Source organism: Peristeroidobacter soli, assembly GCF_004138485.1.
Classification (GTDB): Bacteria; Pseudomonadota; Gammaproteobacteria; order Steroidobacterales; family Steroidobacteraceae; genus Steroidobacter; species Steroidobacter soli.
Map to the genome: position 1 here is coordinate 913,901 of NZ_RYEV01000005.1, position 23,423 is coordinate 937,323.

The following is a 23,423-nucleotide window of genomic DNA, read 5'->3' on the forward strand; positions in this document are numbered from 1 at the left end:
AGCCACGCCCAAGTTTGGGATGCCGCGCCGCTCGTGGTGAGCGCGGCACACCGCGAGGTGGCTAGGAAGTTTTCAGATTCGGAAAGTCGGCACGCACGGCATCGGTGAGCCAGTCACGGAAGCGGCGGATGAGAGAAGAGTCCCAGCGATTGGCTTTGGCGATGAAATAGTAGGTGCCCATGGCCTGCGGCTGAAAGCCGGCTTTGTCAGCGCCCACATCCACCAGCCGACCGGCGGCGAGGTCTTCGCTGGCAATCACATAGTTGGCGAGCGCGATGCCGCGCCCTTGGCAGGCCGCGTGCAGCGTCAGATGTCCTTGCCACAACCGCGGACCGGTCAGGTCGGCGGCGTCCTTAACCTGATACGAGCCCAGCCAGTTGCGCCAGCGATCGAAGCTCTCTTCATGTAACAGCTGATGCTGGAGCAGGTCGTGAGGCTCATGAATCGGGGCGCTGCGCGCCAGATACTCGGGACTCGCCACAGCGAGCACGGGCGAATGCACGATCAGCGAGCTGCGGAATTCCTCCGGCGGCTCCGACTCGTGGTTGTAGCCGGCGACGAAACGGATTTCGACATCGGCGTCGAAGCTCAGAAAGTCCGGGCGGCGTTCGGCCGGATGCACGGTGTAGAAGCCCGGATGAGATTCCTCGAAGCTGCCGAGCCGACGTGACAACCAATGCAACGCGAAGCCGGGCATGCAGCGGATGTGCAGGCTGCCGGTATCGCCACGCTTGACCAGATCCGCGGTGGCGGCGGCGATCGCATCGATGGCTGCGGCAATCTGCTTGTGGTACTGCGAGCCTTGCTCGGTGAGCATGCTGCCCGACGGCGTGCGCACGATGAGCTTGGCGCCGACCCAGTCCTCGACGGTGCGCAGATGACGACTGATGACGGTCTGGTCGCGGTACAGGTAGTCGGCGGCTTTGCGAACGCCGCCGAGTTGGGCCACGGCGTCGAACGCCCGTAGCGCCTCGAACGGCGGGAGTCCCTTGCGAGGCGGCAGCCTTGGACTCGGGACGTACAGCTCAGTCTTTTCATCGCCCATCTTGGTTCCGATTGTGTCACAGCGGTGATCCTCCGGCACCAGGAGTGACCAACTTCGCATCTTCCCAACGCGCGGCGGCTGCCAACATAAGGCGCTCATCGAACTGCAGCAAGAACCCGAATGCCCCAACGAACGAGCCTGATCGCCGTCTTGATCGCGAGCGTCCTGACCGGCTGCGCGCCGCGCCCGATCGAGACCGTGTCCGCGACGCCCGGCACCGGTCCCCATACTCACATCGTGTGCCCGACGGCCAACATGGCGGCGGACTGCGCGTTTGCAGGTGGCTCAGGGATTCAAGCCGCGATCGATGCGGCAGCGGATGGCGATACGGTCCAGCTGCGCGCCGGTACTTACAGCGCGACGGCAGTGCGAGACGTGCCCTACAGGATCCATACGATTCGCGGTTTCGTCGTGATCGATGGCAAGCGACTGAGCCTGGTGGGCGAGCCCGGCGTCGTGCTCGACGGCGGCACGGGCCCGCGCAGCACCGGCATCGTCGTGAATCGCGCCAACCTCGAGGTGCGCGGCCTTACCCTGACCGGATTCAAATTCGACGTTGAGGAAGATGAAATCTACGAAGGCCACGGCATCTTCGCGATGGACAGCCGCGTGCGCCTGCACGATGTGACCATCGAGAAGTATCAGAAGATGGGCCTCACCGGTCGCGGCGACACCATTCTGGACGTCGACGGGTTGCGCATCCTCGATGGACACGTCGCGATCTGGCTGCACGAAACGGCCTATCTGCGCCTGAGCAACGCGGTGATCCGTGGCAACGATTCCAGCGCCATCGCGGCTTACGACAACTCGACCGCGCACGTCGCGAACTCAGTCATCGATCGGAACATCGACGACGGCCTGTACACCGAGCACGACGCGTCGATCTATGTGACCAACTCGATCGTGGTGAACAACAAGCCCTATGCCGCGCACGCCCTGGGCAATAGCAAGATCTGGCTTGGCTACAGCGCGCTGTTCGGCAACGAGAATGCGATGCTCACGAAGGATGCGGCGTCGGTGCGCAAGGGCCCGAACGTGATCGAGCAGGATCCGAAGCTCGATGCGGAGTATCGTCAGCAGCCGCAGTCGCCGCTGGCGGGCAAGGGCGATCCGGACTTCGGTACGCCAGTGAGCAGCCCGTCGCAAATCGGGCTGCGCTGACGCAATCGACGGCGCGGGCGTTACAACACCTGCGCCAGCGTGTCGAGCAACTGGTCGACGTGCTCTTGTTTGAAGACCAGTGGCGGTCGGATCTTGAGCGCGTCACCGTTGCGACCGGCCGAGCCGATCAGCACGCCACGCTGACGGAGCGCGTTGACGATGCGCGTCGTCTCAGCTCTGCCCGTGGTGATCTGCGCTCCAATGAACAGGCCGGCGCCGCGAATGGCGCCGAGCGTCGGATGACGTGACGCGAGCTCCTCCAGGCCGCGACGTAGCTGTGCGCCGATCTCGCGAGCGTTCGTGATGAGTTGTTCCTGCTCGATGACATCGAGCACGGCCAACGCAACGGCGCACGCGACGGTGTTGCCACCGAAGGTGTTGAAGTAGCGCGTCTGTCGCGCGAAGTCCGCAATCACTTCCGGGCGTGCAATCAGCGCCGAGATGGGATGTCCGTTGCCCATGGGTTTGCCCATGGTTACCAGGTCCGGCACGACGCCGTGCCGCTGAAAGCCCCACATCGAGTGGCCAGTGCGACCGAAGCCCGGCTGCACTTCATCAGCAATCAACAATCCGCCGGCGGCGCGTATGTGCGCGGCCGCTGCAGCCAGATATCCCGGCGGATCCGAGCCGACGCCGTCGCTCGAGAAGATCGTGTCGACCAGCAATGCCGCGGGTTTCACACCATTCGCGCGCATCGTTTCGATACAAGCTTGCACTCGGGCGGCGAATTGGCCTGCGCTTTCCGGATCGATCGGGGCCGGCACCGTGTAGACGTGCGTGCCGAGACGGCCGGTGCCTGAGGAAGGCGACATGCCGGCCAGCGTTTCCGTCGTGCCGTGATAGGCCCACTCAGTCACGATGACGCCCGTGCCGCCGGTCGCCACCTTGCTGACACGAATGGCGAGGTCGTTCGATTCGCTGCCGGTGCAGGTGAAGATCGCCGTCGCAAGCTCCGGCGGGAAGGTTGCAAGCAACCGCTCCGCCAGTTCGATGGGCTTGTCGGTTAGATAGCGCGTGTGTGTATTCAGCAGCGCGGACTGACGGGCCAACGCTGCGACGACATGAGGATGACAATGGCCGACGACCGGCACGTTGTTATAAACATCCAGGTAGGCGCGGTCGTCCGGTCCATACATCCATACGCCCGAGGCGCGCGTGATGTGCACCGGCTCTTCGTAAAAGAGCCCGTAGGTGGGGGCGAGCAGGCGTCTGCGGCGTGCGAGCAGGTCGGCGGTCCTGGAAGATGAGCTCGACATCGGACAGGTCTCTCAAGCAGTGGTCAGCAGCGTTTCGGCGATCAGCATTCGTTTGCTGACGAAGTCGCGGGTGACTCTGGCGTAGTGGGTGTTGGTGGGATTGCGATGACGATGCCACGACGGAATCACCGCGCTCATTACGATGCGCGCGACGATCAGTTCACGCAGTATCGCCAGCTCCGATTCCTGCAGCGGCGTAACGCTTTCGTAGCCCGCGAGCAAGTCGGCGACGACCTGCTCGGCCTCGTGCGGTTCACGGATCTGCTCGGCCATCATGATGGCGACATCGGCGACCAGCGCGGTGTGGACCGTATCGCCGAAGTCGATGATGCCCGCGATCCGACGGTCGTCGCCGTCGGCGACCAGGATGTTGCGATCGTTCAGATCGTTATGGGTCACTTGCTGGCGCAACGTGGCGAGGCGGGAGGCGATGTCGGTCTGGAAGTGCGCAATGAATTCTGCAATCAGATCGGCGCGCGGGAAGTCGGGCAGTTCCTCGAGCAGTTTCTGCATCTTCGGCAGATGGCGAAGATTCCAGACGATCGGGCGATGCACGGCGGGATGTGAGAAGTCTCGCAGAGCGAGCGACAGTCGCGCGGCGAGCTGGCCGCAATGCCGGCGCTGTTCGGCCGACCGCTGCGCCATTCGCAGAGGCTTGCCGGCGACCCAGGTCAGCATGCGTGCGGACCGGGCGGCGCCATCTTCGTCGCGTACCTCGGTTTGAGACTGACCGGACAGATCTCGATGCACGTGCGGGCAAGGCAGCGTCGGATCGGCCTGCTCGACGTGCAGCAGCGCGGCCGTCAACAGCTCCAGAAATGCGCGTTCCTCCAGGGGATTCGCGATCTTGAGCACGTACATCGCGCCATCCGGGGTCTGCAACTGGAAGTTTTCGTCGCGCTCGCCGGTCAGGCGCTGGGCGATTGCCTCGATCCCGTAGTGATCGAGTGCAATCCGCTCGGCGTGCCGGGTCGACACCGGGGCCGCTTGGGCGGTCATGCCCGACAGCAGTTCACTGAGTTCTGTTCGCATGGCCTCGGAATTAACGCCCGGAGCGGGCTCGTCGAACAAGTGTATCCGCCGCGTGTCCCGGTGTGCCGTGCGCACCGACCGGGTGACGTTCATGGCTCTTTTAGTGAGTGTTACGCCCGCCGATCCCTCGGTATCACGCGGAAAAACCTACAGCGCAGTCCATATGTCATCCTCGGCATTCGCGCACACAAGATCCGGCCGCCACGCTCGCGAGGGCATTTTGTCGTGCGTTCGACGCTCGAACGTCGGCTGGCGCAGGCGGTTACCGACTGCCAGAACCAACTGACAGTCCGCGAGCGGGAAATCCTTCAACGCATTGCCTCGGGCGATACAAACAAAATTATTGCACGTGCGTTTGACCTCAGTCCGCATACCGTGAAGCGACATGTCGCCAACATCCTGGACAAACTTGGCGTCGCGTCGCGGGCTGAAGCGGCGCAGACCTATCGAAGTCAGGCCTGAGCGGGGCTGGTACTAACGGGCATGGCCCGCGGCATGGCCCATTGAGACCACGCGCATAGCCCATTGAAGGCGATGTTCGTGCCCCGGCACGGAGGCATCATTTCCGCCATGAGCTTCAAAGTTCTCATGGCCGCGGCGATCACTGCTCTTGCGGGCATGGTGTTCGTTGTTTCTGCTGGCGCAGGACCGTTGCCCGACCGGCTGAGTGACACCGGCCTGTTCGTCGAAGGCTCGACGAGCGAGGTACGAGCGGGCGTCTTGTCCTTCACTCCGCAGTACCCGCTGTGGTCCGATGGTGCGATCAAGCGGCGTTGGATCTATCTGCCGCCCGGCACTTTCATCGATGCGAGCCGCCCTTCGGCCTGGGAGTTTCCGAGAGGCACACGGTTGTGGAAGGAGTTCCGATTGGAGCGCCGGGTGGAGACGCGTTTCATCGAGCGTCTTGCGGACGGTTCGTGGCGATACGCGACCTACATTTGGAGCGAAGATGGGCAAGACGCCGTGCTCGCATCGGGCGAGGGTATTGCTTCGCTCACGCTGAACGGCACCGAGCCCCGGCAATATTCCATTCCCTCCGAGCTGGATTGTCGCGCCTGTCATGAGGGACCTGCCGTGCCCGTGCTGGGGTTCAGCGCGCTGCAGCTGTCGTCGGATCGCGATCCGCTGGCAGTACATGCGGAATCGTTGCGGGCGGACGATGTCGATCTGCGCAAGCTGATCGAACGCGGCCTGGTGAGGAACCTGCCGACGTCCTTGATCAAAACACCGCCGCGGATCAGCGCCGCGTCGCCGACAGAGCGCGCCGCGTTGGGCTATCTGCATGGCAACTGCGGTCAGTGTCATACGAATTCCTCGGATGCATCGGTGCCCGTCGATCTGCAGCTGGCTCAAGACGTCACCGATCCAGCCAGCACGGAGAAAGTCTTGCAGTCGCTGCGCTCTTCATCGTCGCAGTTTCGCCTGCCGGGGACGACCGCCGCCGTGCCGCTCGTTTCGCCCGGCGCATCTCACAACAGCGCATTGCTGATCAGAATGCGATCACGCGACGCGAGCGTTCAGATGCCGCCGCTCGGCACGGCAATCCCCGATTCCGAAGGTCTGGCGCTGATCGCGCGCTGGATCGATCAAGACAAGAATCCATCCACCTCCAGGGAGTAATCTCATGAAATCCGTCGCCGCCTCGTTCCTCATGATTGTTCCGGCGTATGTGCTCATGCTCGGCGTCGCGACCGCCGACGACCAAGTCAGCCGTGGCAAATACCTCGTCACCATTGCTGCTTGCAATGATTGCCACACACCGCTGAAGCTCGGGCCGAAGGGACCTGAGCCAGACATGAGTCTGATGCTGTCCGGTCACCCGGAATCGCTGCAGATGCCGACCGCGCCGAGCTTGCCGCCAGGCCCGTGGACATCGTCTTTCGCAGCGACCAACACCGCATGGGCCGGGCCGTGGGGCGTCAGCTTCACCGCGAATCTCACGCCCGATCCGGAAACCGGGCTGGGGCGTTGGACGCTGCGCAACTTCAAGGACACGATTCGCAGCGGCCGTCATCTCGGTCGCGGCCGGCCCATCCTGCCGCCCATGCCCATTCCTATGTACAAACAAATGACCGATGCTGATCTGGAAGCGGTCTTCGCCTATCTGCAGACGATTCCTGCGATCAGCAACCGCGTGCCTCAGCCGCTGCCGCCGCCGGCCACTGGGACCGCCGCGGCGACGGAACACTAACGTCCGAGGATTCAATCATGACCAAGCCGATCATTGCCGTCGTTGGAGCCACCGGTGCACAAGGTGGCGGTCTGGTGCGCTCGATCCTTGCCGATCCCGATCGCGAGTTCGAAGTGCGGGCGATCAGCCGCAAGACCGATTCGCCAGCGGCTCGTGAGCTGGCTGCGAAGGGCGCGGCAGTCGTGTTCGGCGATCTGGACGATCCCGCGAGCCTGGAGCGTGCATTCAAAGGGGCGCACGGGCTGTTTGCGGTGACCAATTTCTGGGAGCACTTCTCACCGGAGCGTGAATATTCCCAGGCCCAGAACATCGTGGACGCGGCGCGTCGGGCTGACGTGGCCCACGTCGTCTGGTCGACGCTCGAAGACACGCGCGAACGGGTGCCTCTGCACGACAAGCGCATGCCCACGCTCATGCAGCGTTACAAGGTGCCGCACTTCGATGCCAAGGGGGAGGCCGACGCGTTGTTTCGCGGATTGCCAACGACGTTGCTGAGGACCTCTTTCTATTGGGACAACCTGATTCATTTCGGGATGGGGCCAAGGCGGGGTGAGGAAGGCTCGCTGATTTTTCTGTTGCCGATGGGCGAGCACCCGCTGCCGGGTATCGCGGCCGTGGACATCGGTGCCTGTGCGTTCGGGATATTCAAACGCGGGTCGCGGTTCATCGGGCAGACGGTGGGCATTGCCGGCGAACACCTGACGGGCAGTGCAATGAGTGCCGAACTGTCCAAGGTCTTGGGAGAGCCGGTACGACATGTGACGATGCCCCACGCCGTTTATGCGCAACTCGGCTTTCCAGGCGCGGAGGATCTGGCCAACATGTTTCAATACAAGTGCGATTTCAACGCGGAGTTCCGTGCGCAGCGGCCAGTGGCATTATCGCGCGAGCTGCATCCGGGGCTGCTGAGCTTCGGCCAATGGCTCGCCCTTCACCGCGATGGTCTGCGAGCATCGCTGCAGGAGAAACCATGATTACCGACACTACCACCGGCACCAATATTCAGGAGATCGGCGAGGGCATCTATCGGATCAATACGCCCGTTGCCATCGGTCCGGGCCGGGCCTTCAACTTCAATCAATACCTGGTCGTCGACGATGAGCCGGTGTTGTTTCATACCGGCCAGCGCGGCTTGTTTCCGGTCGTGCAGGCGGCGGTTGCCAGCGTCGTCCCGATCCAAAGCCTCCGGCACATCGGCCTGTCGCATTTCGAGGCGGATGAGTGCGGTGCTCTGAATTCATTCCTCGCGGCGGCCCCGCAGGCCGTGCCTTTCTGCAGCCAGGTGGCGGCCATGACCAGCATCGGCGATTTCTCCGATCGGCCGGCACGGGCGTTGGCCGATGGTGAGGAGTTCGTCACCGGCCGGCGCCGGTTCCGTTGGTTTTACACGCCGCACGTTCCGCATTCGTGGGAGTGCGGCTTGTTGATGGAAATGACGACGCGGACGTTCTTCTGCGGCGACTTGTTTACTCAGGGCGGCAAGGGCGAGCGAGCGCTCACCACCGATGACATTCTGGAGCCGAGCGAAGCGTTCCGTCGCCCGATGGATTACTTCGCCCACGCGCCACAAACCGCAACCGTCCTGGACAAACTGGCCGATCAGCAGCCCACGACGCTGGCGTGCATGCACGGCAGTGCGTGGCAGGGCGACGGCGCCGGACTGTTGCGAGCGTTGGGCAGCCGGCTGGTCTAGCTGATTGGTAAGCGATGGCGGTGCTGCAGGTCCTGCGAGGTGCAGGGACAAACGGACCTCGCGTGGTGAGTCCTTCGGGTTGCCGGCCGTTACTTGACGCTGTAGCCGCGTCCTTCGAGACACGCCGTCATCGCCCGGCGATAGTCGGCGCGCTTGCTGGCGTTCTGATTGTCGGCGACGCCGCCGCCCGGCTGCGTCGGGTCGAACTGAGTTTCGTCCTTCGCCCAGCGATGACATTCATAACGGTCCTTGGCCTGCTGATCCGCCGACTGGCCGCTCTTCGGATAGGTGAAGATCTCGTCGCTGCCGGCGCTGCTCGAGCTCGCGGCGCCCGATGTTTGCTCGGGCGGATCGACCACTTCATAGGAGTGCTGTTGCTCGCGCCACAGGTAATAGCTGTTGTCGGCGTAAAAGTAAGGCACGCCGCCGAACCAGAGAGTGGTGTAGAAGGGCGGTAGCACCGGCACGTACAGGCCGATGGGCGCGTGGACGACGACGTAGCTCGGTCCACGAGGTGCGTACCAGACGCCGCGAGAATAGAAATAACGGCTGCCGCCAGGAGCGACGACTACGTGTCGTTCATACGGTAGCGAGCGGACGACGTGGCCTTCGCGGGGATAATGACGGTCGGGACCGTCGTCGCGCCCGCGGCCCGGCGCGGCGTGAGCAATCTGAGTGAGACACAACGCCGCGCACGCCAACCAGCTGAAACTCATTCGCGTATTCATGACGGGAACTGCTCTCGATCAATTCGTGCTGTAGCCGCGGCCGGCGAAACAGGCGGCGATCGCCCGGCGATAGTCGCCCGCTTTCTGTTCGACCGCGGCGTCGCGGCTTCGTTGCGCATCGCTGCGTGCCTGCTCAATCTCCTGAGTGCGTTGGTCGCGCTGTGCGTCCGTCGCTGCTCCAACCGCAGCGCCGGCAATGGCGCCGACCGCGGCACCCTCGCCACCGGCGTGCGGGCCGCCGATGATGGCGCCGAGCACGGCACCGGTGATGGCGGCACCGGGGATCGAGCTGGGCGGTCCGGACGCTCGCACTACTCGAATGCGAGAGCGTTCTGGAAGATTCGGCGCACTTGGATCAAAGCCGGATTGCTTCACGGCCCAGAGATGACACTCGTAGCGGTCGCGGTCCTGTTGTTCCGGCGTCTGATCCCGGAGCGGGTATGCGTAGACGACGGAGTCCTGCGCAGGAGGTGGTGGCGCGGGGGCAGGCGCCGGTGGCGGCGGCGGGCTACTGACCGTCGGAGGTGTCGATGCGCATGCGCCGAGACTCAGGCATGCGGCTATGGAAAGTAAAGTTTGTTTCACAGTGTCCACGAGGTTCACCTGGGGCGTGACATCGTGACTGCAAGCATCGCGCAGGCGCGTGCGACAGGTTGTAAACAATTGTTCGGGCGGGTTTTTCGTTCAGGCAACTTGCGCAGCTTTGCGCTGTCGAAGCCTAGACGGCGGCCCGCGACGCGAGTGGCTCGAGTGCGCCCAGCAACTGTGCTGCTGCCTGCAGATCCTGAGTCGCGAACCCTTCGGTGAATCGATCGTAGAGGGTCGAGAGGAATTGACGAGCCGCTACGCCATCGCCTCGTCGCGCACGAATGCGGGTCAGATCGATCGCCGAGCGCAGTTCCCAGGACGATGCGGACTGCCGACGCGCGATCATGCAGGATCGAGCCAGCAGACGCTCGGCCTGCGCTTCGTTGGCTTCAGACATGGCAAGCAGCGTCCGAGCTTGCAGGCGTAACAGCTCGGGCAAGAACGCGCCTTCTGCGCCGAGCACAGCATCGCGTCGCGTGTTGCGGATGACGACGAGTGCTTCCTCGCATCGACCCGTCATGATCAATCCTTCCGCGAGCGAGCACGCAGCAAGCGTTCTGGCGACGTTCTGTCGCTCATTCTTCATCACCTGAAGCGCGGCCTGGACCATCGGTATTCCTTGCTCGGGGTCTTTGCGACCGATGAGCAAAGAGCCTTGCATCGCCGCCGCGATGGAGTGGAAGGGTTTCAGCATGGGCCAATGGGTGTGGTTGATCAGTTGTTCGAGAACGCCGTGCGCGGCATCCCACTCGCCGCACCACAAATACACAGGCGTCGTGAAGACCAGTGCGAAGCAGGTATCGAGCGGCTTCCCGGATCTCGATGCAGTGGCGACGGCGAGCCGGGCAGTTGCGATCGCGCGCTCCGGCAGGCCTGAGAGCCACAGCGTGCGGGATTGCGAGATCAGGCCTCGCACCCGATGATCGTTACCGCACAATTGCAGATTCCGTTCACCGGCTCGAGCAAATCCCGAGTCGAAGTGCCTTCTCGCCGCTGCTTGATTGCCGCGGAAGTGTCTGGCCACACCTTGCATCAGATCCGCAATCGCCAGGCAAGTCACATCGCGAGCCTGGCGGGCCGCGACATCCCATTCCTTCGCCGCGGCCAGCGCGCCGCGAAAGTCGGCGATGCGTGTTAGAAACAAGTGTCGTGTCGCGAGCATCCGCAAGCGCTGCTCCGGTTCATCCTGAGGGTGCGCCAGCTGTATGCCACGCGTGAGGGCGGTCAGCACGTCTTCGCTGTTCCCTCGCAGCCACATCGAGGAAATGGCCCAGGTACTTTGCAATAGCATCTCGCGCCGGCTGCCGCGCGTGGCTGCATCGAGCGCTTCGAGTCCAGCGGCGCTCCACTTATAGGCTTCACTCAACAAAGAGAGCTCGAAGAACACGGGAGCGGCCGCCGCGGCGAGGTCGACCGCGAGCGTCGCATCCGCCGCTCGTTCGTCTCGCGCAAAACACCATTCGAGCGCGCCACGCACGTTGCCAAGATGTTCTCTCAGCGTGTGCGCGCGGCCCGTGTACTCGAGATCGACGTACCCACCATGGCGAGCGTTCAGGAGCTTCGCGAAATACTCGGCGTGACGTTGAGCGGCGAGCGTGAACTCGCCACTCTCTTGCAGTTTTTCCCGGGCATACATGCGCGTCGTTTCGAGCAGCCGATAGCGTTCAGTGCCATCGTCGCCGACCAGGGCCGACAGGAGGGACTTGGCGACCAGCGCATCGAGCGTGCTCAGCATCGGCGCCTGATTTGACGGTCTGCCCTGCGCGATGGCGCAAGCGGCGTCGAGAGTAAAGGCACCGACCAGCACCGATAGCCGGCGCAGCGCCAGTTGTTCGGTCTCGGGCAGAAGCCCGTAGCTCCAGTCGAGCAACGCACGCAATGTTTGATGGCGCGGGAGTGCGGTACGTCGTCCGTGCCAATCGAGGCCGAGATTCCTGTTCAACAGATCGGCGGTGGCCGCGATGCCATGACTGCCGACGCGCCCGGCGGCGAGCTCGATGGCGAGCGCAATCCCTTCGAGCCTGCCGCAGATGCCGGCGACGAGCGGTGCGGTCTCATCGTCCAGCTTGAAACGATGACCGCTCGCGCTCGCTCGTTGCATGAACAGTTGCACGGCTGGGAACTGCAGCACGTCGCAGGCTTTCATGCTGGACTCGGGCGAAGGGTTTGCGAGTGCCGGCAGCCAGCAGGCGTGCTCGCCTTCGACGCGCAAAGCTTCGCGACTGGTGGCGAGAAGGTGCACGCCCGGGGCTTGCCTGAAAATGGTTTCGAGCAAGGTCGCGACGGCATCGATCACGTGCTCGCAATTGTCGATGACCAGCAGCATGCGTAGCGTTCGCAGGTACTCGATGAGCGTTGGCGTCGGATCCGCGGTCTGTACCGACAGACCCAGCGACGCCGCGACGGTCGCGGCGACCAGCTTCGCATCTTCGATCGCGCCGATATCGACGAAGCACACCGCGTCCGAGAACTCTTTGAGCATGTCGTGGGCGACGGCGATGGCGACCGTGGTCTTGCCCATGCCGCCTGGACCGATGATGGTGATGAAGCGCTCGGCGATCAGGTCTTCGCCGATCTCGCGCACCATATGTTCCCGCCCGACCATGTTGCTCAGTTTCGACGGCAGCAGCAGCCGTTTGCGGGCGACATCGGGGAACTCGGCCCGCGCCGCTGGCGGTGGGGCTGTGGGCTCATGAGTAACCCGGGCAACGAAACAGTAGCCCTGGGCGGTCACGTTCTCGATGTAACGCGCGCCGCCATCGCCGTCCCCCAGCGCCTTGCGCAGCGAGCTCATGTGGACGCGAAGGGTGCCGGGGCTGACCACCAGATCGCGCCAGACGTGGGCAATCAAGTCCCGGTGGCTGACGATTTCACCGGCGCGTGCCACCAGGGCGATCAGGATATCGAGCGCGCGATCGCCCAGCGCGAGCGGCACACCATCGCGCTCGATGACGCGAGCCACCGGCGACAGTCGGAACGGCCCGAACGCTGTGATCCCGCTGTGTTGAGAATTCATGACCGGGGCATCCGGCTGGGGAGGGGCGAGGATAGCGCCCGCAGACTGAGTCCGGAACCGGGCCCGTTCAATATAGTGTGGGGGAAAAACTCCGCTCAGGTGTCCTATCTGCGAAGACGCCCGTGCGCCAGGCCTGGCAGGGCGGTCGCGGGAGTCCGATAAGGTATTGATTTGGGGGCGTCGTTCGGCTCAAAGTTGGCCACGCATCATGCCGTTGAAGACCCCCCACGCCCGCTTTTCCAGCTTCGTCACCGAAACCCGCTCGGGATTGCTTCGTTACGTCCGTCGTCTGACCCGATCCAACGACTCGGCCGAGGACATCGTGCAGGAGGCCTATGCCCGCACCCTGGAGCAGGGCGATGAAGTACGCACGCCCAAAGCTTTCCTGTTCGTGACGGCGCGCAATCTGGTCTGGAATGCGCGCCGGCATCAACGCGTCGCCGAGACCGATTCGGTGGCCGACGTCGATGACCTGGGCGCGCTCCACAGCGATGGTGCTTCGACCGAAGACCGGCTGGTCGCGGACGAGGCGGCGGCGCTGTTGAAGGCGGCGATCGAACATCTGCCGCCGCAATGCCGGGCGGCGTTCGCGCTGAAAGTGTTCAACGCGTGCTCTTACAAGGAGATCGCGGATCAGTTGGGTATTTCCACCAAGACGGTGGAGAAGCACATCTCGCGGGGACTGCGTGACACGCACGCCTTTCTGCGTCGCCGCTATGAGATGTCAGGAAGGCAGGAGATGGACCGCCATGAGTGAAGTTCATCGGCTCCCGAGTGTCGAGGAGGCCGAGCGCGAGGCCAGTGACTGGATCGCGCGTCTACAATCCGACGACGTGAGTGCGGAGGACTACGCACGTTTCGAGGAATGGCGACGGGCCAGTGCCCGTCATGCGCGGGCCTATGATGAGCTGATGGGCACCTGGCGCGAATTCGTCTTCGCCGGGCGCACCGTGCGCGCGGTATCGTTTGGTAACGCCATGCAGTCGGCGACACAGACGCCGAAGCGACGGTATGGAGCTGCGATTGCCGCTGCCGCGATGATCTGCGCGATCGCATTGCTGGGCTGGTGGCATTTGCGTCTGCCGGCGACGTTTGCCACGGATATCGGTCAGCAAGCGTCGATCAAGCTGTCCGATGGCTCGGTGCTCGAGCTCAACAGCAATAGCGCGGCTCGAATCGAATACAGCGACGGGGCGCGTGTGATCCGACTGGATCGCGGTGAAGCGTTCTTTACGGTCGCGCATGATACCTCCCGACCGTTCTGGGTGGTCGCCGATCGAACCTGGGTGCGAGCGGTCGGTACCGCGTTCAATGTTTATAAGCGCGATAACGACGTGCGCGTGACGGTCAGCGAAGGACGAGTGAAAGTGGCGGCCGGCACGCCGATCGTCGATGCGCCTTCCGACGGCGCGCTGTCTCAGATGCAGACCTCACAGCTGGATGCTGGACAACAGGCGGATCTGCGTGGGCCCGTCACTCATATGCGTGCCCTCGCAGTAACGGACGTTGCTCGCGAAGTGTCCTGGCGTGGCGGTACGGCCTACTTTGAGAATCGGCCGCTGCACGAGGTGGTCGACGAGTTGAGTCGTTACTCGCCGCTGCGCATCGAATTGAGCGAGCGCACTCGCGACCTGCCGGTGGGTGGCACGTTCCGCACCAATCCGCAGGGCGTCGATGCGCTGCTGAGCATGCTGCGCGATGGCTTCGGCCTGCAAGTGCGCAGCGAAGGTGACAACAGGATTTATGTCGACTGATCTCAAGGATCAATACAACTGATCTATTTGGGATTGGGGGATTCGGACCTGCCGCGGTTCTTGGTCAGCAAGGCGGTTCATCAGATGGACCGTTTTATGGCATGACAAGAAACGGGGAGACAGGTCGATGAACCAGAAGACGGGTACGACTGGCACAGTCCGCGAGAGTGTCCGCCGCGCGTTGCAGGCAAGCGTATTGGCGACGGCGCTCGGAATTTCCGCGACTGTATTCGCGCAGGCCGCGCAGCCCATTCAATTCAACATTCCCGCGCAGCCGCTGAAGGCCGCGCTCAAGGCGTTCGCCGATCAGGCGAACATGCAACTGCTGTACAACCCCGACGTCGTCGACAAGTTGACGGCGCATCCGGTGCGCGGCGAGATGCCGAAGCAGGACGCGCTGTTGCGACTGTTGGACGGCACCAACCTCGAAGTGGTCTACAGCCAGGACAACGCGGCGACCATTCGCCCGCGAGCCATGACTCCAGTAACGAGCCTGCACGCCGGCGACGCGCGCTTCACTCGCACTGCTGCCATCACGTCGGGTGGGCCTGCGGAAATCAGCAGCGCCTCGGAATCGAACCCATCTGCCGACACGACCGAGCACGAATCCACTAATCCGGCGTTGCGTGGCGTGCCTGAAATTCTGGTGATGGGCTCGCGTTCGGTGAACGTCGACATCGTGCGCACCGAGGACGATGCCCAGGCCTATTACATTTTCGACTCCGGCAAGATCGAACAGTCGGGCGCGGTGAACGTCGAGGATTTCCTGAAGCGTGGCTTGTCGATGAATACGGCCGCGCTGACCTTCTCGCAGCAGTCAGCGAGCTTTCGCGGCAACAACAGCTCGATCAATCTGCGCGGCCTGGGGGACAACCAGACGCTGGTGCTGATCAACGGTCGTCGCACGGCGAGCCCCGGTTTGTTCAGCGGCACCTATCAGCCCAACCTCAACAGCATTCCGCCGAGCGCCATCGAGCGTATCGAAGTGCTGCCATCTTCATCCGCCGCGATCTACGGCGGCAGTGCCGTCGGCGGCGTGGTCAACGTCGTGCTCAAACGTGGTTTCGAGGGCGGCGACGTTCGTGCGGCTTACGCGAACGTGCTGGACGGCGATGCGCCGACCAGCACCGTCGGCGGCAGCTACGGCTTTTCTCTGGAAGAGGGCCGTACGCACATCTCCTTCAGCGGTCTTTATTCCGAAGGCGACACGCTGACCAACGCGGATCGACCTGAGCTGCTGCAGCGGGGCGTCAACCGGATTCTCCAGAACAATCCGTCGCTGCTGATTCTGCGCACCAGCCCGTTCTTCGGGGCGACCCCCAATATCGGCTCGGCCACGACCGCCAACCTGGTCCTGGACAACGGCACGCCATTGAACTCGACGATCGCGTCGATTCCGGCGGGCTACACCTCCACGTCGAATCCTGCGCTGCTGGCGGCGACCGCCGGCGCGTACAACACCAATCTGCCCAACACGGCGCATCCGACTACGGGTCTGCGACGCTCGGTCGGCTCGGCGCCCGAGCTGAGCACGGTGATGGCGAGCTTTCAACGCGAAATGACGGACTCATTGAATGTGTTCGCCGACTTCTACTGGAGCAGCAACACTGCGGTCACGTCGGGTTACAGCTCGTTCAACAACGTGCTGACCGTGCCGGCGGCCTCGCCGATCAATCCCTTCCAGCAAGCCGTGATCGTATCGATTCCCGACGGCTACACCGAGGACTACGAAGCCAAGAGCCTCGACCGTCGTGCGACCGTGGGCTTCACGCTCAAGCTGCCGGGTAAATGGATGCTGTCGAGCGACTACACCTGGAGCGAGAGCCGCATGAAGTACGGCGGCTTCATCTACAGCCTGGTCGGCATGAACGCCGATCTGCTCAACGGCACGCTCAATCCATTCGTCGATACCAATGTCGCGCCGCTCGATCTGTCGAAGTATCGCGGCACGTTCGGCAGCTCGCAGGATGGCACGCTGGGCGACGTCAACCTGCGCATCGCGGGTCCCGTGTTCGACCTGCCCGCCGGTGCCGCGATGCTGACCATCGGCCTGGGTCATCGCAAGGAAAGTCTGCGCGACGGCAACTTCTACAACCAGAAGCCGAACTATCCGAACGACACTCAGTACCGGAAATATTTCGGACAGTCGCAGACCATCAAGAGCGCCTACGCCGAAGCCAACATTCCGCTGGTGAGCGAGAGCATGGATGTTCCGGCGGTGCGCCTGCTCGATGCGCAGTTGTCGGTGCGCACGGAAGATTTCTCGATCGGCTCGGGCACGCCGTTTCAATACGTCGAACCCTCGGCGGCATCGTTCATCGCCACCAATCAGGAGCGCGTGCGCTTCAACACGGATCTGCAGTCCACCAATCCGACCATCGGCTTGCGCTGGAAGCCGATCGACGATGTGACATTGCGTGCCAGCTACGGCACGTCCTTCCTGCCGCCGACCTACAGCCAACTGGTGCCGGGCAACGTGTCTCTGGTGCTGTCCGCGGGCGTGCCGCAGACCACGAACGTCATCGATCCTCGTCGCGGCAATCAGCTGACCACGATCGAGTACACCTCGGGCGGCAATCCCAATCTGAAGCCGCAGGAGTCCAAGAACCTCAATGTCGGGTTGATTTTCGAGCCGACGTTCCTGCCCGACTTTCGGATGAACGTGGAGTGGTATCGGCTGGAACAGGACAACGTCATCATCAATCCCGGCAATCCGAACATCATTCTGAACAACGAGAGCCGCTTCGGCGATCGCATCGTGCGCGCACCGGTGCAAGCCGGCGATCCGTACGGTGTGGGCGTGCTCACGTTCGTCGACTACAGCATGTTCAACGCCAACAAGGGCGAGACCGAAGGCGTCGATCTGAGCATGAGCTATCGGCTGGACCTGGGCTCATTCGGTGCGCTGGCCATCGGCCTGGGCGGCACCAAGGTACTGTCGTTCAAGACGCAGGCCGCGCTCGATGCGCCGATGCTGGATATCGTGAATCAAATCGCGTATCTCGGGCCGCTGCAGTATCGCGGCAATCTGTCGCTCAACTGGACCCGTAACAACTGGAACGCCGGCTGGATGACGACGTACTACGGCGGTTACGACCAGTACAGCATCGGCGGCGTGACCACTTACACTCTGGCCCAGGGCGGCAACACCATCCCGAGTCAGATGTATCACGATATCTACACCGGTTACGAGTTCGAGGGCGAGGGCATGCTGGGCGGGATGACGGTCCAGGCCGGCATCAAGAACGTGTTCGACAAGACGCCGCCGTTCGATGCGTACTACCTCAACAGCAACTACTACAGCCCGTTCGGCGACTGGCGCCTGCGCAACTACTATCTGACGTTGAGCAAGCGTTTCTGATGCGTCTGGCGAAGATCGCGACGATCTGCGGGCTTCTTGCTCTGTCGGCGCTGGCGCAAGCCGGCGCCGATGGCGATTCGTTGCCTCTGCAGGGGCACACGCGACCGCTGAGCTTCACGGTCGAAGAGGGCACGTGGATGTCGGTGGACCAGACACCGAACGGCGAGCAGGTGGTGTTCGATCTGCTCGGCGACCTGTATCGCATGCCGGCGGCCGGAGGCACGGCCGTCGCATTGACCCGGGGCATTCCCTTTGACAGCCAGCCGCGCATTTCGCCCGACGGCCAGTGGATCGCCTTCATCAGCGATCGCGATGGCGACGACAATCTCTGGCTCATGCGTCGGGCGGATGGCACGGTTCGCCAGCTGTCTCGCAATCCGCAGGGGATTGCGATTGCGCCGTCCTGGACGGCGGACAGTCGGCAGGTGCTGGTCGCCGAAGCGACGGCGCATCTGCCAGCGGAAGCGAAGTTTCGTCTCTATTCGCTGTCCGGCGAAGTCACCGACATCAAGGACAAAGACGGCAAGCCGGTGACGGGCTCGGGCGGCGTGCTGTCTCGAGACGGCAAATATCTCTATTTCGCGCAGCGAGATCCGTCGGATGAGACGCGCTTCGGCATGCCCATTGCGCAGATCCGGCGCCTGGAGCTGGCGCGCGGCACATTGGAAATATTGACCAATGGGCGGGGTGGCGGTACCCGGCCGGTGCTGTCCGCCGACGGCAAGCTCCTGATCTATGCATCCCGTGAAGAAGGCAAGACGGTTCTGCGACGGCGCGATCTCGTCTCAGGCGCCGACGCACTACTGACTGGAACGGTCCAGCAGGACCGACAGGAATATGGCCGCGTGCTTCGCGGTGATCATTTGCCTGGTTATGTGCTCACGAATCACGACCAGTCGCTGCTGTTGAGCGCGGGTGGAAAGATCCGTCGCGTTCGATTGCGCGACGGCATGTCGAGAGAGGTTGGGTTCAGGGCCGAGGTCTCTTTGGAAGTCGGGCCCCAGCTGCACAAGCCCCAGCGCGTGGAGCAGGGGCCGGTGAGGGCGCGCATCGCCCAGTCGCCCGGTTTCTCCCCCGATGGACAGCGCATCGCCCTGTCGATGCTGACCAAGCTGTATGTGATGCCGGCGCGGGCGGGGGCGACACCAAAGCGATTGACCCGCGGCGACGCTTTGGAATATCAGCCCGTATGGTCGCCGGATGGCGAGTGGCTGGCGTACGTCGTCTGGTCACACGATAGCGGACAGATCTGGAAGGTGCGTGCCGACGGCCGCGATGCCCGGCAGCTCACTACGAATGCCGCGTTCTATACCGATCTGGCGTTCTCTCCCGATGGTCAGCGCGTGCTCGCCATGCGAGGCAACGCGCGCATGCTGGCGAATACGGCGGAGAGCGCGTTGCTGCGGATTCCGCTCGATCTGATCTGGATCCCGGCGAGTGGCGGCGCCGCGAATGTGATTGCCGCGTCCTATTCGAGTCGCTATCCGCACTTCGCGAACGATCCGCAGCGCGTTTACACGACGGACGGTCACGCGCTGTACTCGATTCGCTACGACGGCACCGATCAGCGCACGCACCTGCGCATCACAGGTCGTTTCGATGCTCGAAGCAACAGTCAGCCGACGGCGGAGCGGATCGTTGTGAGTCCCAGAGCGGATGCGGCGCTGGCCCTCATCGATAAACAAGTCTGGTGGGTGAAGTCGCTGCCTCAGGGCGAGCCCACGCTGGCGATCGATGTGCATGGAGACCATCCCACGGCCGTTCGTTTGACCGAGTTCGGTGCGGATTTCTTCGACTGGACGCAGAACGGCAAGTCGGTCGCTTGGGCAGTCGGTTCGACTGTGTATCGCAAGCCTGTCGGTGGTAGCAATGCGCCCGAGACCTTTCCGGTCAAGCTGAGCCTGCCGCGGGCAACGCCGAAGGGAAGGTTGGTGCTTCGGGGGGCGAATGTCATTCCGATGGCGCCGGCGGCGGCGGACGTCGTGACGAATGCCGACGTGGTCATCGACGGCAATCGAATCGTCGGCGTCGGGCCACGAGGCAGCATCGGGATTCCGAGCGACGCTCGTGTCATCGATGTTGCAGGCAAGTTCATCGTCCCGGGCTTCATCGACGTGCACTCGCACTGGAAATTCAACAGCCGCGAGATCCAGGATCCGAATAACTGGAGTCTGCGCGCCAATCTCGCGTACGGCGTCACGACCGGCCTCGACGTGCAGACGAATCACGCCGAGAACTTCGTGTACCAGGACATGGTGGAGACCGGACAAACGATCGGTCCGCGCGCGTTCATGGTCGGCCCCGGCGTGTTCGGGATCAACAACTACAAGACGTTCGAGACCAACTTCCAGTCTTACGAAGAGACGCTGGCTTATCTGCGTCGCTACAAGCAGGACTACCGGACCGGCAACCTCAAGGCGTACCTGCCCGGCAACCGGCGGCAGCGGCAATGGATCGTACTGGCGTCGGAACAGTTGGGCCTGATGCCGACGAACGAAGGCTTTGGCGATCCGTTCCTCGCGATCACGCATGCGCTCGACGGCATGCACGGCAACGAGCATGCGCTGATCGATTCGCCGCTCTACGCAGACGTGGTCGAGGTGTTCGCGCGAATGCAGACATCACATACGCCGACGCTCAACATCACGCACTATGGTTTGGCTGGCGTCGAATATTTCCTGGCGCGGGTCGACATCCAGAACGATGCCAAGCTCAACCGCTTTTATCCGCGGAGTCGATTGTTGGAACTGAGTGCGCGGCGTCGGGTGTGGGCGCGAGAGGATGAGTTCACATTCAAGACGATGGCGGCGCAGGCAGCGAAGATTCAGCGCGCCGGTGGGTTGGTCGGCGTCGGCCACCACGGTGAAGTGCAGGGGCTGGGCTATCACTGGGAGCTGCAGATGATGGCCATGGGCGGCATGCAGCCGGCCGAGATTCTGCGAGCGGCGACGCGGGATGGCGCACGGATCATCGGTGTCGAACAGGATTTGGGCTCGCTCGAGAAGGGCAAGCTGGCGGATCTGGTGGTGCTCGGGGCGAACCCCTTGGACAACATCGCCAACGCGAACTCCATCGAATACGTGATGCGCAATGGCGTGCTGTACGACGGCGATACGCTGTCGGCGCCTGCGGCGGGCAAATGAAACAAGTCTTCGCCGCGGCCGGGCAAGCCGTTGCATGACGTGCAGAAGATCAAGCGCGACGGCGGCGACATTCCGGTTCACGGGGGCGAAGGGGCTGCTGAGCTGCTCGCAATCCACCGATCCGGCGTCGCCTCACTATGTCGATCAGACCCTGCTGTTCGAGAAGAAGCAGTGGCAGACGCTGCCTTTCACGGCGGCGCAGATTCGCGCCGACGCGAAGAACACCGCTCGCATCGCCGAGCAGTGAGTGCCGCTGAACTGTGACTTTTGGAAAATGAGCTTGTTGCCCGGCGTGCCGACGCTGTAATAAGCGTCGGCTCGACGCTCATTAGAAAAAGGCACCTCATGGCCAATTCCGTACAGCTCCTGGACCCTCGCACCGGCAAACGCTACCCGCTCCTCGAGCCCCGCTGGCGCTCGGACGATCAGGGGCCGCTGCTGGTCGAAGCCCTGCCGGGCATCGGCAAGGACGACGTCGATACCGGCACCCAGTCGCTGTGGCGCTATCGCGCCTCGCTGCCGCTCGATCTGCCGAAGCCGATCTCGTTGGGCGAGGGCTGCACGCCGCTGGTGGAGAAGCCCTGGGGCAAGGAACAGCTGTTGTTCAAGCTCGACTGGATTTCGCCCACCGGCAGCTTCAAGGACAAGGGCGCGACGGTGATGGTGTCCTTCCTGAACCATCTGGGCATCGAGGCCATTCTCGAGGACAGCTCGGGTAACGGCGGCGCGGCCATCGCGGCCTACGGCGCGGCGGCGGGCATGAAAGTGCGCATTCTGTGTCCGGAATCGACGCAGCCCGCCAAGGTGGCGCAGATGAAAATCTTTGGCGCCGACGTGCGGCTCATTCCGGGCACGCGTCAGGATACGGAGAACGCAGCGTTACAGCAGGCTTCGGAAGTCTTCTACGCGAGCCACAACTGGCATCCGTTCTTCCTGCAGGGAACGAAGATGACGGCGTACGAGATCTGGGAACAGCTGGGCTTTCGCGCGCCCGATAATGTGATCGTGCCGGTCGGCGCGGGCAGCAACGTGCTCGGCTGTGACTTGGGATTCTGCGAGCTGCTGGCCGCGGGTCAGATCAAGAAACTGCCACGCATCTTCGGCGTACAGCCCGCCGCGTGCGCGCCCATCAAGGCGAGCTTCGATGCCGGTGTGGACGAGCTGGTGCCCACCGAGTTCAGCACGACCATGGCCGAGGGCGCGTCGATTCGCAAACCGGTGCGATTGAAGGAAGTGCTGTCAGCCCTGCGTCGCAGTGACGGCGGCATCGTCAGCGTCGGTGAGGACGAGATCCTGAAGTCCCTGCATCGACTCGCGAGCATGGGCCTGTTCGTCGAGCCGACCTCGGCCATCGTCGGCGCGTCGCTGGATCAGCTGTACGCGAGCGGCAGGATCAAGTCGGGCGAAACCACGGTCGCGTTGCTGTCGGGCTCCGGCCTGAAGGCGAGTGCGTTCGTCACCAAGCTATTCGGTGGCTGATTCGGCCACCGGCTGATTCATCCGGAACGCTTCGAGGATGCGCTCGGCCAGATGCGAGGTGGCGATGGACTGAGTGTCCGGCGTCCCTCGCATGATGATGTGAATCTTACCGAGCTCCGGAAAGCCGTCCTCGGGGCCCAGGATTCGCAGGCCCTCCGGCACGACGCATTTGGCCATGGTCGTCACGGCGAAGCCTGCCTTGGCCGCGGCGACCAGCACCGTCCAGCTCTTGCTCTTGACGCTGATTCGAAAGTCGAGCGCTTCACCGCGCTCACGAACACTGTCGCGTAACGCTGCAATGGTCGCGCGATATACCGGAGACTCGTCCGAGAACACCGCGAGCGGCAACGGCCGCTGTCGATGCGTCTCGTGCGTGGGCGAGCTCGTCCAGACCACTTGCTCGGTTCGCAGCACCACGTCGGTGCGCTTGGGCGCTTGAGTGGCGAGGATGGCGAGATCGAGTTGGCCGTTGTCGAGCTGCTCGATCAGGATCGGCGTGGTGTTGACGATCACTTCGACGTTTGCGCCCGGCCAGCTCTTGGCGAGCTCGGCGAAGATGTCCGGCAGCAGCAGGGCGGCGTAGTCATCGGGCAAGCCGAGCACGACGCGTCCACCTGCGTCGCTACCGCGCCAGGTGGTGACGAGCTTGTCGTGCAGCGTGAGGATCTGTCGCGCCTGCTGCGCCAGTTGCTCGCCCTTGTCGGTGAAAACTGTATCCCGGCCGCGTCGGGCGAACAGCGGATGACCGACCAGTTCCTCCAGCCGCCGCATCTGCATGCTGACCGCGGGCGGGGAGCGAAACACCAGCTGCGCGGCTCCTTTGAAGCTTCCGGAATCGGCGAATGCGACCAGGGTCCGAAGCAAATCCAGATCGAGATTGACCTTCATGGCGGGCATCGTGCGACAGCGCTCGCAAGTGAGTCAATCGCGCGCCCGAGGGGCAAAGACGCCTGAAGCCCAGGGAGTACGGTGTCAA

The 23,423-nt window shown here is 63.2% G+C and carries 18 protein-coding genes and 1 pseudogene; 12 read left to right on the top strand and 7 right to left on the bottom strand.

The annotated features are described in order from the left end of the window. Nucleotides 1-61 precede the first annotated feature (61 nt). Nucleotides 62-1,045, bottom strand: coding sequence for a LysR substrate-binding domain-containing protein (locus EKO19_RS25330; protein WP_129779773.1), 984 nt, complete (start codon nucleotides 1,043-1,045; stop codon nucleotides 62-64). A 120-nt stretch (nucleotides 1,046-1,165) separates the two neighbouring features. On the opposite strand from EKO19_RS25330, the gene EKO19_RS25335 reads away from it, so the two are divergent. Then, nucleotides 1,166-2,206: a right-handed parallel beta-helix repeat-containing protein gene (locus EKO19_RS25335; protein ID WP_129779775.1), complete on the top strand. Its 1,041-nt coding sequence runs from the start codon at nucleotides 1,166-1,168 to the stop codon at nucleotides 2,204-2,206. A gap of 20 nt (nucleotides 2,207-2,226) precedes the next feature. Here EKO19_RS25335 and EKO19_RS25340 read toward each other — a convergent pair whose 3' ends face one another. Further along, on the bottom strand, nucleotides 2,227-3,462 hold the full coding sequence (locus EKO19_RS25340; RefSeq protein WP_129779777.1) for an aspartate aminotransferase family protein: 1,236 nt from the start codon (nucleotides 3,460-3,462) through the stop codon (nucleotides 2,227-2,229). 12 nt (nucleotides 3,463-3,474) lie between these two features. Continuing rightward, a complete protein-coding gene (locus EKO19_RS25345) occupies nucleotides 3,475-4,494 on the bottom strand; it encodes a phosphotransferase (protein WP_217705572.1) in 1,020 nt (339 codons plus the stop codon). 225 nt (nucleotides 4,495-4,719) lie between these two features. On the opposite strand from EKO19_RS25345, the gene EKO19_RS38925 reads away from it, so the two are divergent. The 5 genes from EKO19_RS38925 (at nucleotide 4,720) to EKO19_RS25370 (ending at nucleotide 8,378) form a co-directional block, all read left to right on the top strand. Beyond that, complete coding sequence (locus EKO19_RS38925; protein ID WP_217705573.1) at nucleotides 4,720-4,956, top strand: response regulator transcription factor; 237 nt, start codon at nucleotides 4,720-4,722, stop codon at nucleotides 4,954-4,956. Between the two features lie 108 nt (nucleotides 4,957-5,064). Next, on the top strand, nucleotides 5,065-6,114 hold the full coding sequence (locus tag EKO19_RS25355; RefSeq protein WP_129779781.1) for a hypothetical protein: 1,050 nt from the start codon (nucleotides 5,065-5,067) through the stop codon (nucleotides 6,112-6,114). Between the two features lie 4 nt (nucleotides 6,115-6,118). Further along, the gene (locus EKO19_RS25360; RefSeq protein ID WP_129779783.1) at nucleotides 6,119-6,685 is read left to right on the top strand and encodes a c-type cytochrome; all 567 of its coding nucleotides are present in this window, start codon (nucleotides 6,119-6,121) and stop codon (nucleotides 6,683-6,685) included. 17 nt (nucleotides 6,686-6,702) lie between these two features. Next, a complete protein-coding gene (locus tag EKO19_RS25365; RefSeq protein WP_217705574.1) occupies nucleotides 6,703-7,659 on the top strand; it encodes an NmrA/HSCARG family protein in 957 nt (318 codons plus the stop codon). Beyond that, nucleotides 7,656-8,378, top strand: coding sequence for an oxygen-binding di-iron domain-containing protein (locus tag EKO19_RS25370; protein ID WP_129779787.1), 723 nt, complete (start codon nucleotides 7,656-7,658; stop codon nucleotides 8,376-8,378). The genes EKO19_RS25365 and EKO19_RS25370 overlap by 4 nt, the downstream gene beginning before the upstream one ends. Before the next feature lie 89 nt (nucleotides 8,379-8,467). Here the strand turns inward: EKO19_RS25370 and EKO19_RS25375 are convergent, their stop codons facing one another. From EKO19_RS25375 to EKO19_RS25385, 3 genes are all read right to left on the bottom strand, one after another. After that, nucleotides 8,468-9,106: a DUF6515 family protein gene (locus EKO19_RS25375; RefSeq protein ID WP_175597185.1), complete on the bottom strand. Its 639-nt coding sequence runs from the start codon at nucleotides 9,104-9,106 to the stop codon at nucleotides 8,468-8,470. Nucleotides 9,107-9,124: 18 nt separating this feature from the next. Further along, nucleotides 9,125-9,418: a glycine zipper domain-containing protein gene (locus EKO19_RS25380; protein WP_129779789.1), complete on the bottom strand. Its 294-nt coding sequence runs from the start codon at nucleotides 9,416-9,418 to the stop codon at nucleotides 9,125-9,127. 406 nt (nucleotides 9,419-9,824) lie between these two features. Beyond that, nucleotides 9,825-12,710 (bottom strand): ATP-binding protein, encoded by a 2,886-nt coding sequence (locus tag EKO19_RS25385; RefSeq protein WP_129779791.1) that lies wholly within the window; start codon nucleotides 12,708-12,710, stop codon nucleotides 9,825-9,827. Between the two features lie 208 nt (nucleotides 12,711-12,918). On the opposite strand from EKO19_RS25385, the gene EKO19_RS25390 reads away from it, so the two are divergent. The 6 genes and pseudogenes from EKO19_RS25390 (at nucleotide 12,919) to EKO19_RS25415 (ending at nucleotide 22,447) form a co-directional block, all read left to right on the top strand. Next, on the top strand, nucleotides 12,919-13,467 hold the full coding sequence (locus EKO19_RS25390) for an RNA polymerase sigma factor (RefSeq protein ID WP_129779793.1): 549 nt from the start codon (nucleotides 12,919-12,921) through the stop codon (nucleotides 13,465-13,467). Then, complete coding sequence (locus EKO19_RS25395; RefSeq protein WP_175597186.1) at nucleotides 13,460-14,464, top strand: FecR family protein; 1,005 nt, start codon at nucleotides 13,460-13,462, stop codon at nucleotides 14,462-14,464. Before EKO19_RS25390 ends, EKO19_RS25395 begins: the two co-directional genes overlap by 8 nt. A gap of 127 nt (nucleotides 14,465-14,591) precedes the next feature. After that, on the top strand, nucleotides 14,592-17,825 hold the full coding sequence (locus tag EKO19_RS25400; protein WP_129779797.1) for a TonB-dependent receptor: 3,234 nt from the start codon (nucleotides 14,592-14,594) through the stop codon (nucleotides 17,823-17,825). Then, nucleotides 17,825-20,968 carry an amidohydrolase family protein gene (locus EKO19_RS25405; protein WP_129779799.1) on the top strand — a complete coding sequence of 1,048 codons (3,144 nt, stop codon included), beginning with the start codon at nucleotides 17,825-17,827 and terminating at the stop codon, nucleotides 20,966-20,968. Before EKO19_RS25400 ends, EKO19_RS25405 begins: the two co-directional genes overlap by 1 nt. Before the next feature lie 67 nt (nucleotides 20,969-21,035). Continuing rightward, nucleotides 21,036-21,215: pseudogene (locus tag EKO19_RS39310) on the top strand (penicillin acylase family protein); the annotation flags it as partial. A 98-nt stretch (nucleotides 21,216-21,313) separates the two neighbouring features. Continuing rightward, nucleotides 21,314-22,447 (top strand): threonine synthase, encoded by a 1,134-nt coding sequence (locus EKO19_RS25415; protein WP_129779802.1) that lies wholly within the window; start codon nucleotides 21,314-21,316, stop codon nucleotides 22,445-22,447. Here EKO19_RS25415 and EKO19_RS25420 read toward each other — a convergent pair. Further along, complete coding sequence (locus tag EKO19_RS25420; RefSeq protein WP_175597187.1) at nucleotides 22,433-23,335, bottom strand: LysR substrate-binding domain-containing protein; 903 nt, start codon at nucleotides 23,333-23,335, stop codon at nucleotides 22,433-22,435. The genes EKO19_RS25415 and EKO19_RS25420 overlap by 15 nt on opposite strands. Nucleotides 23,336-23,423 lie beyond the last annotated feature (88 nt).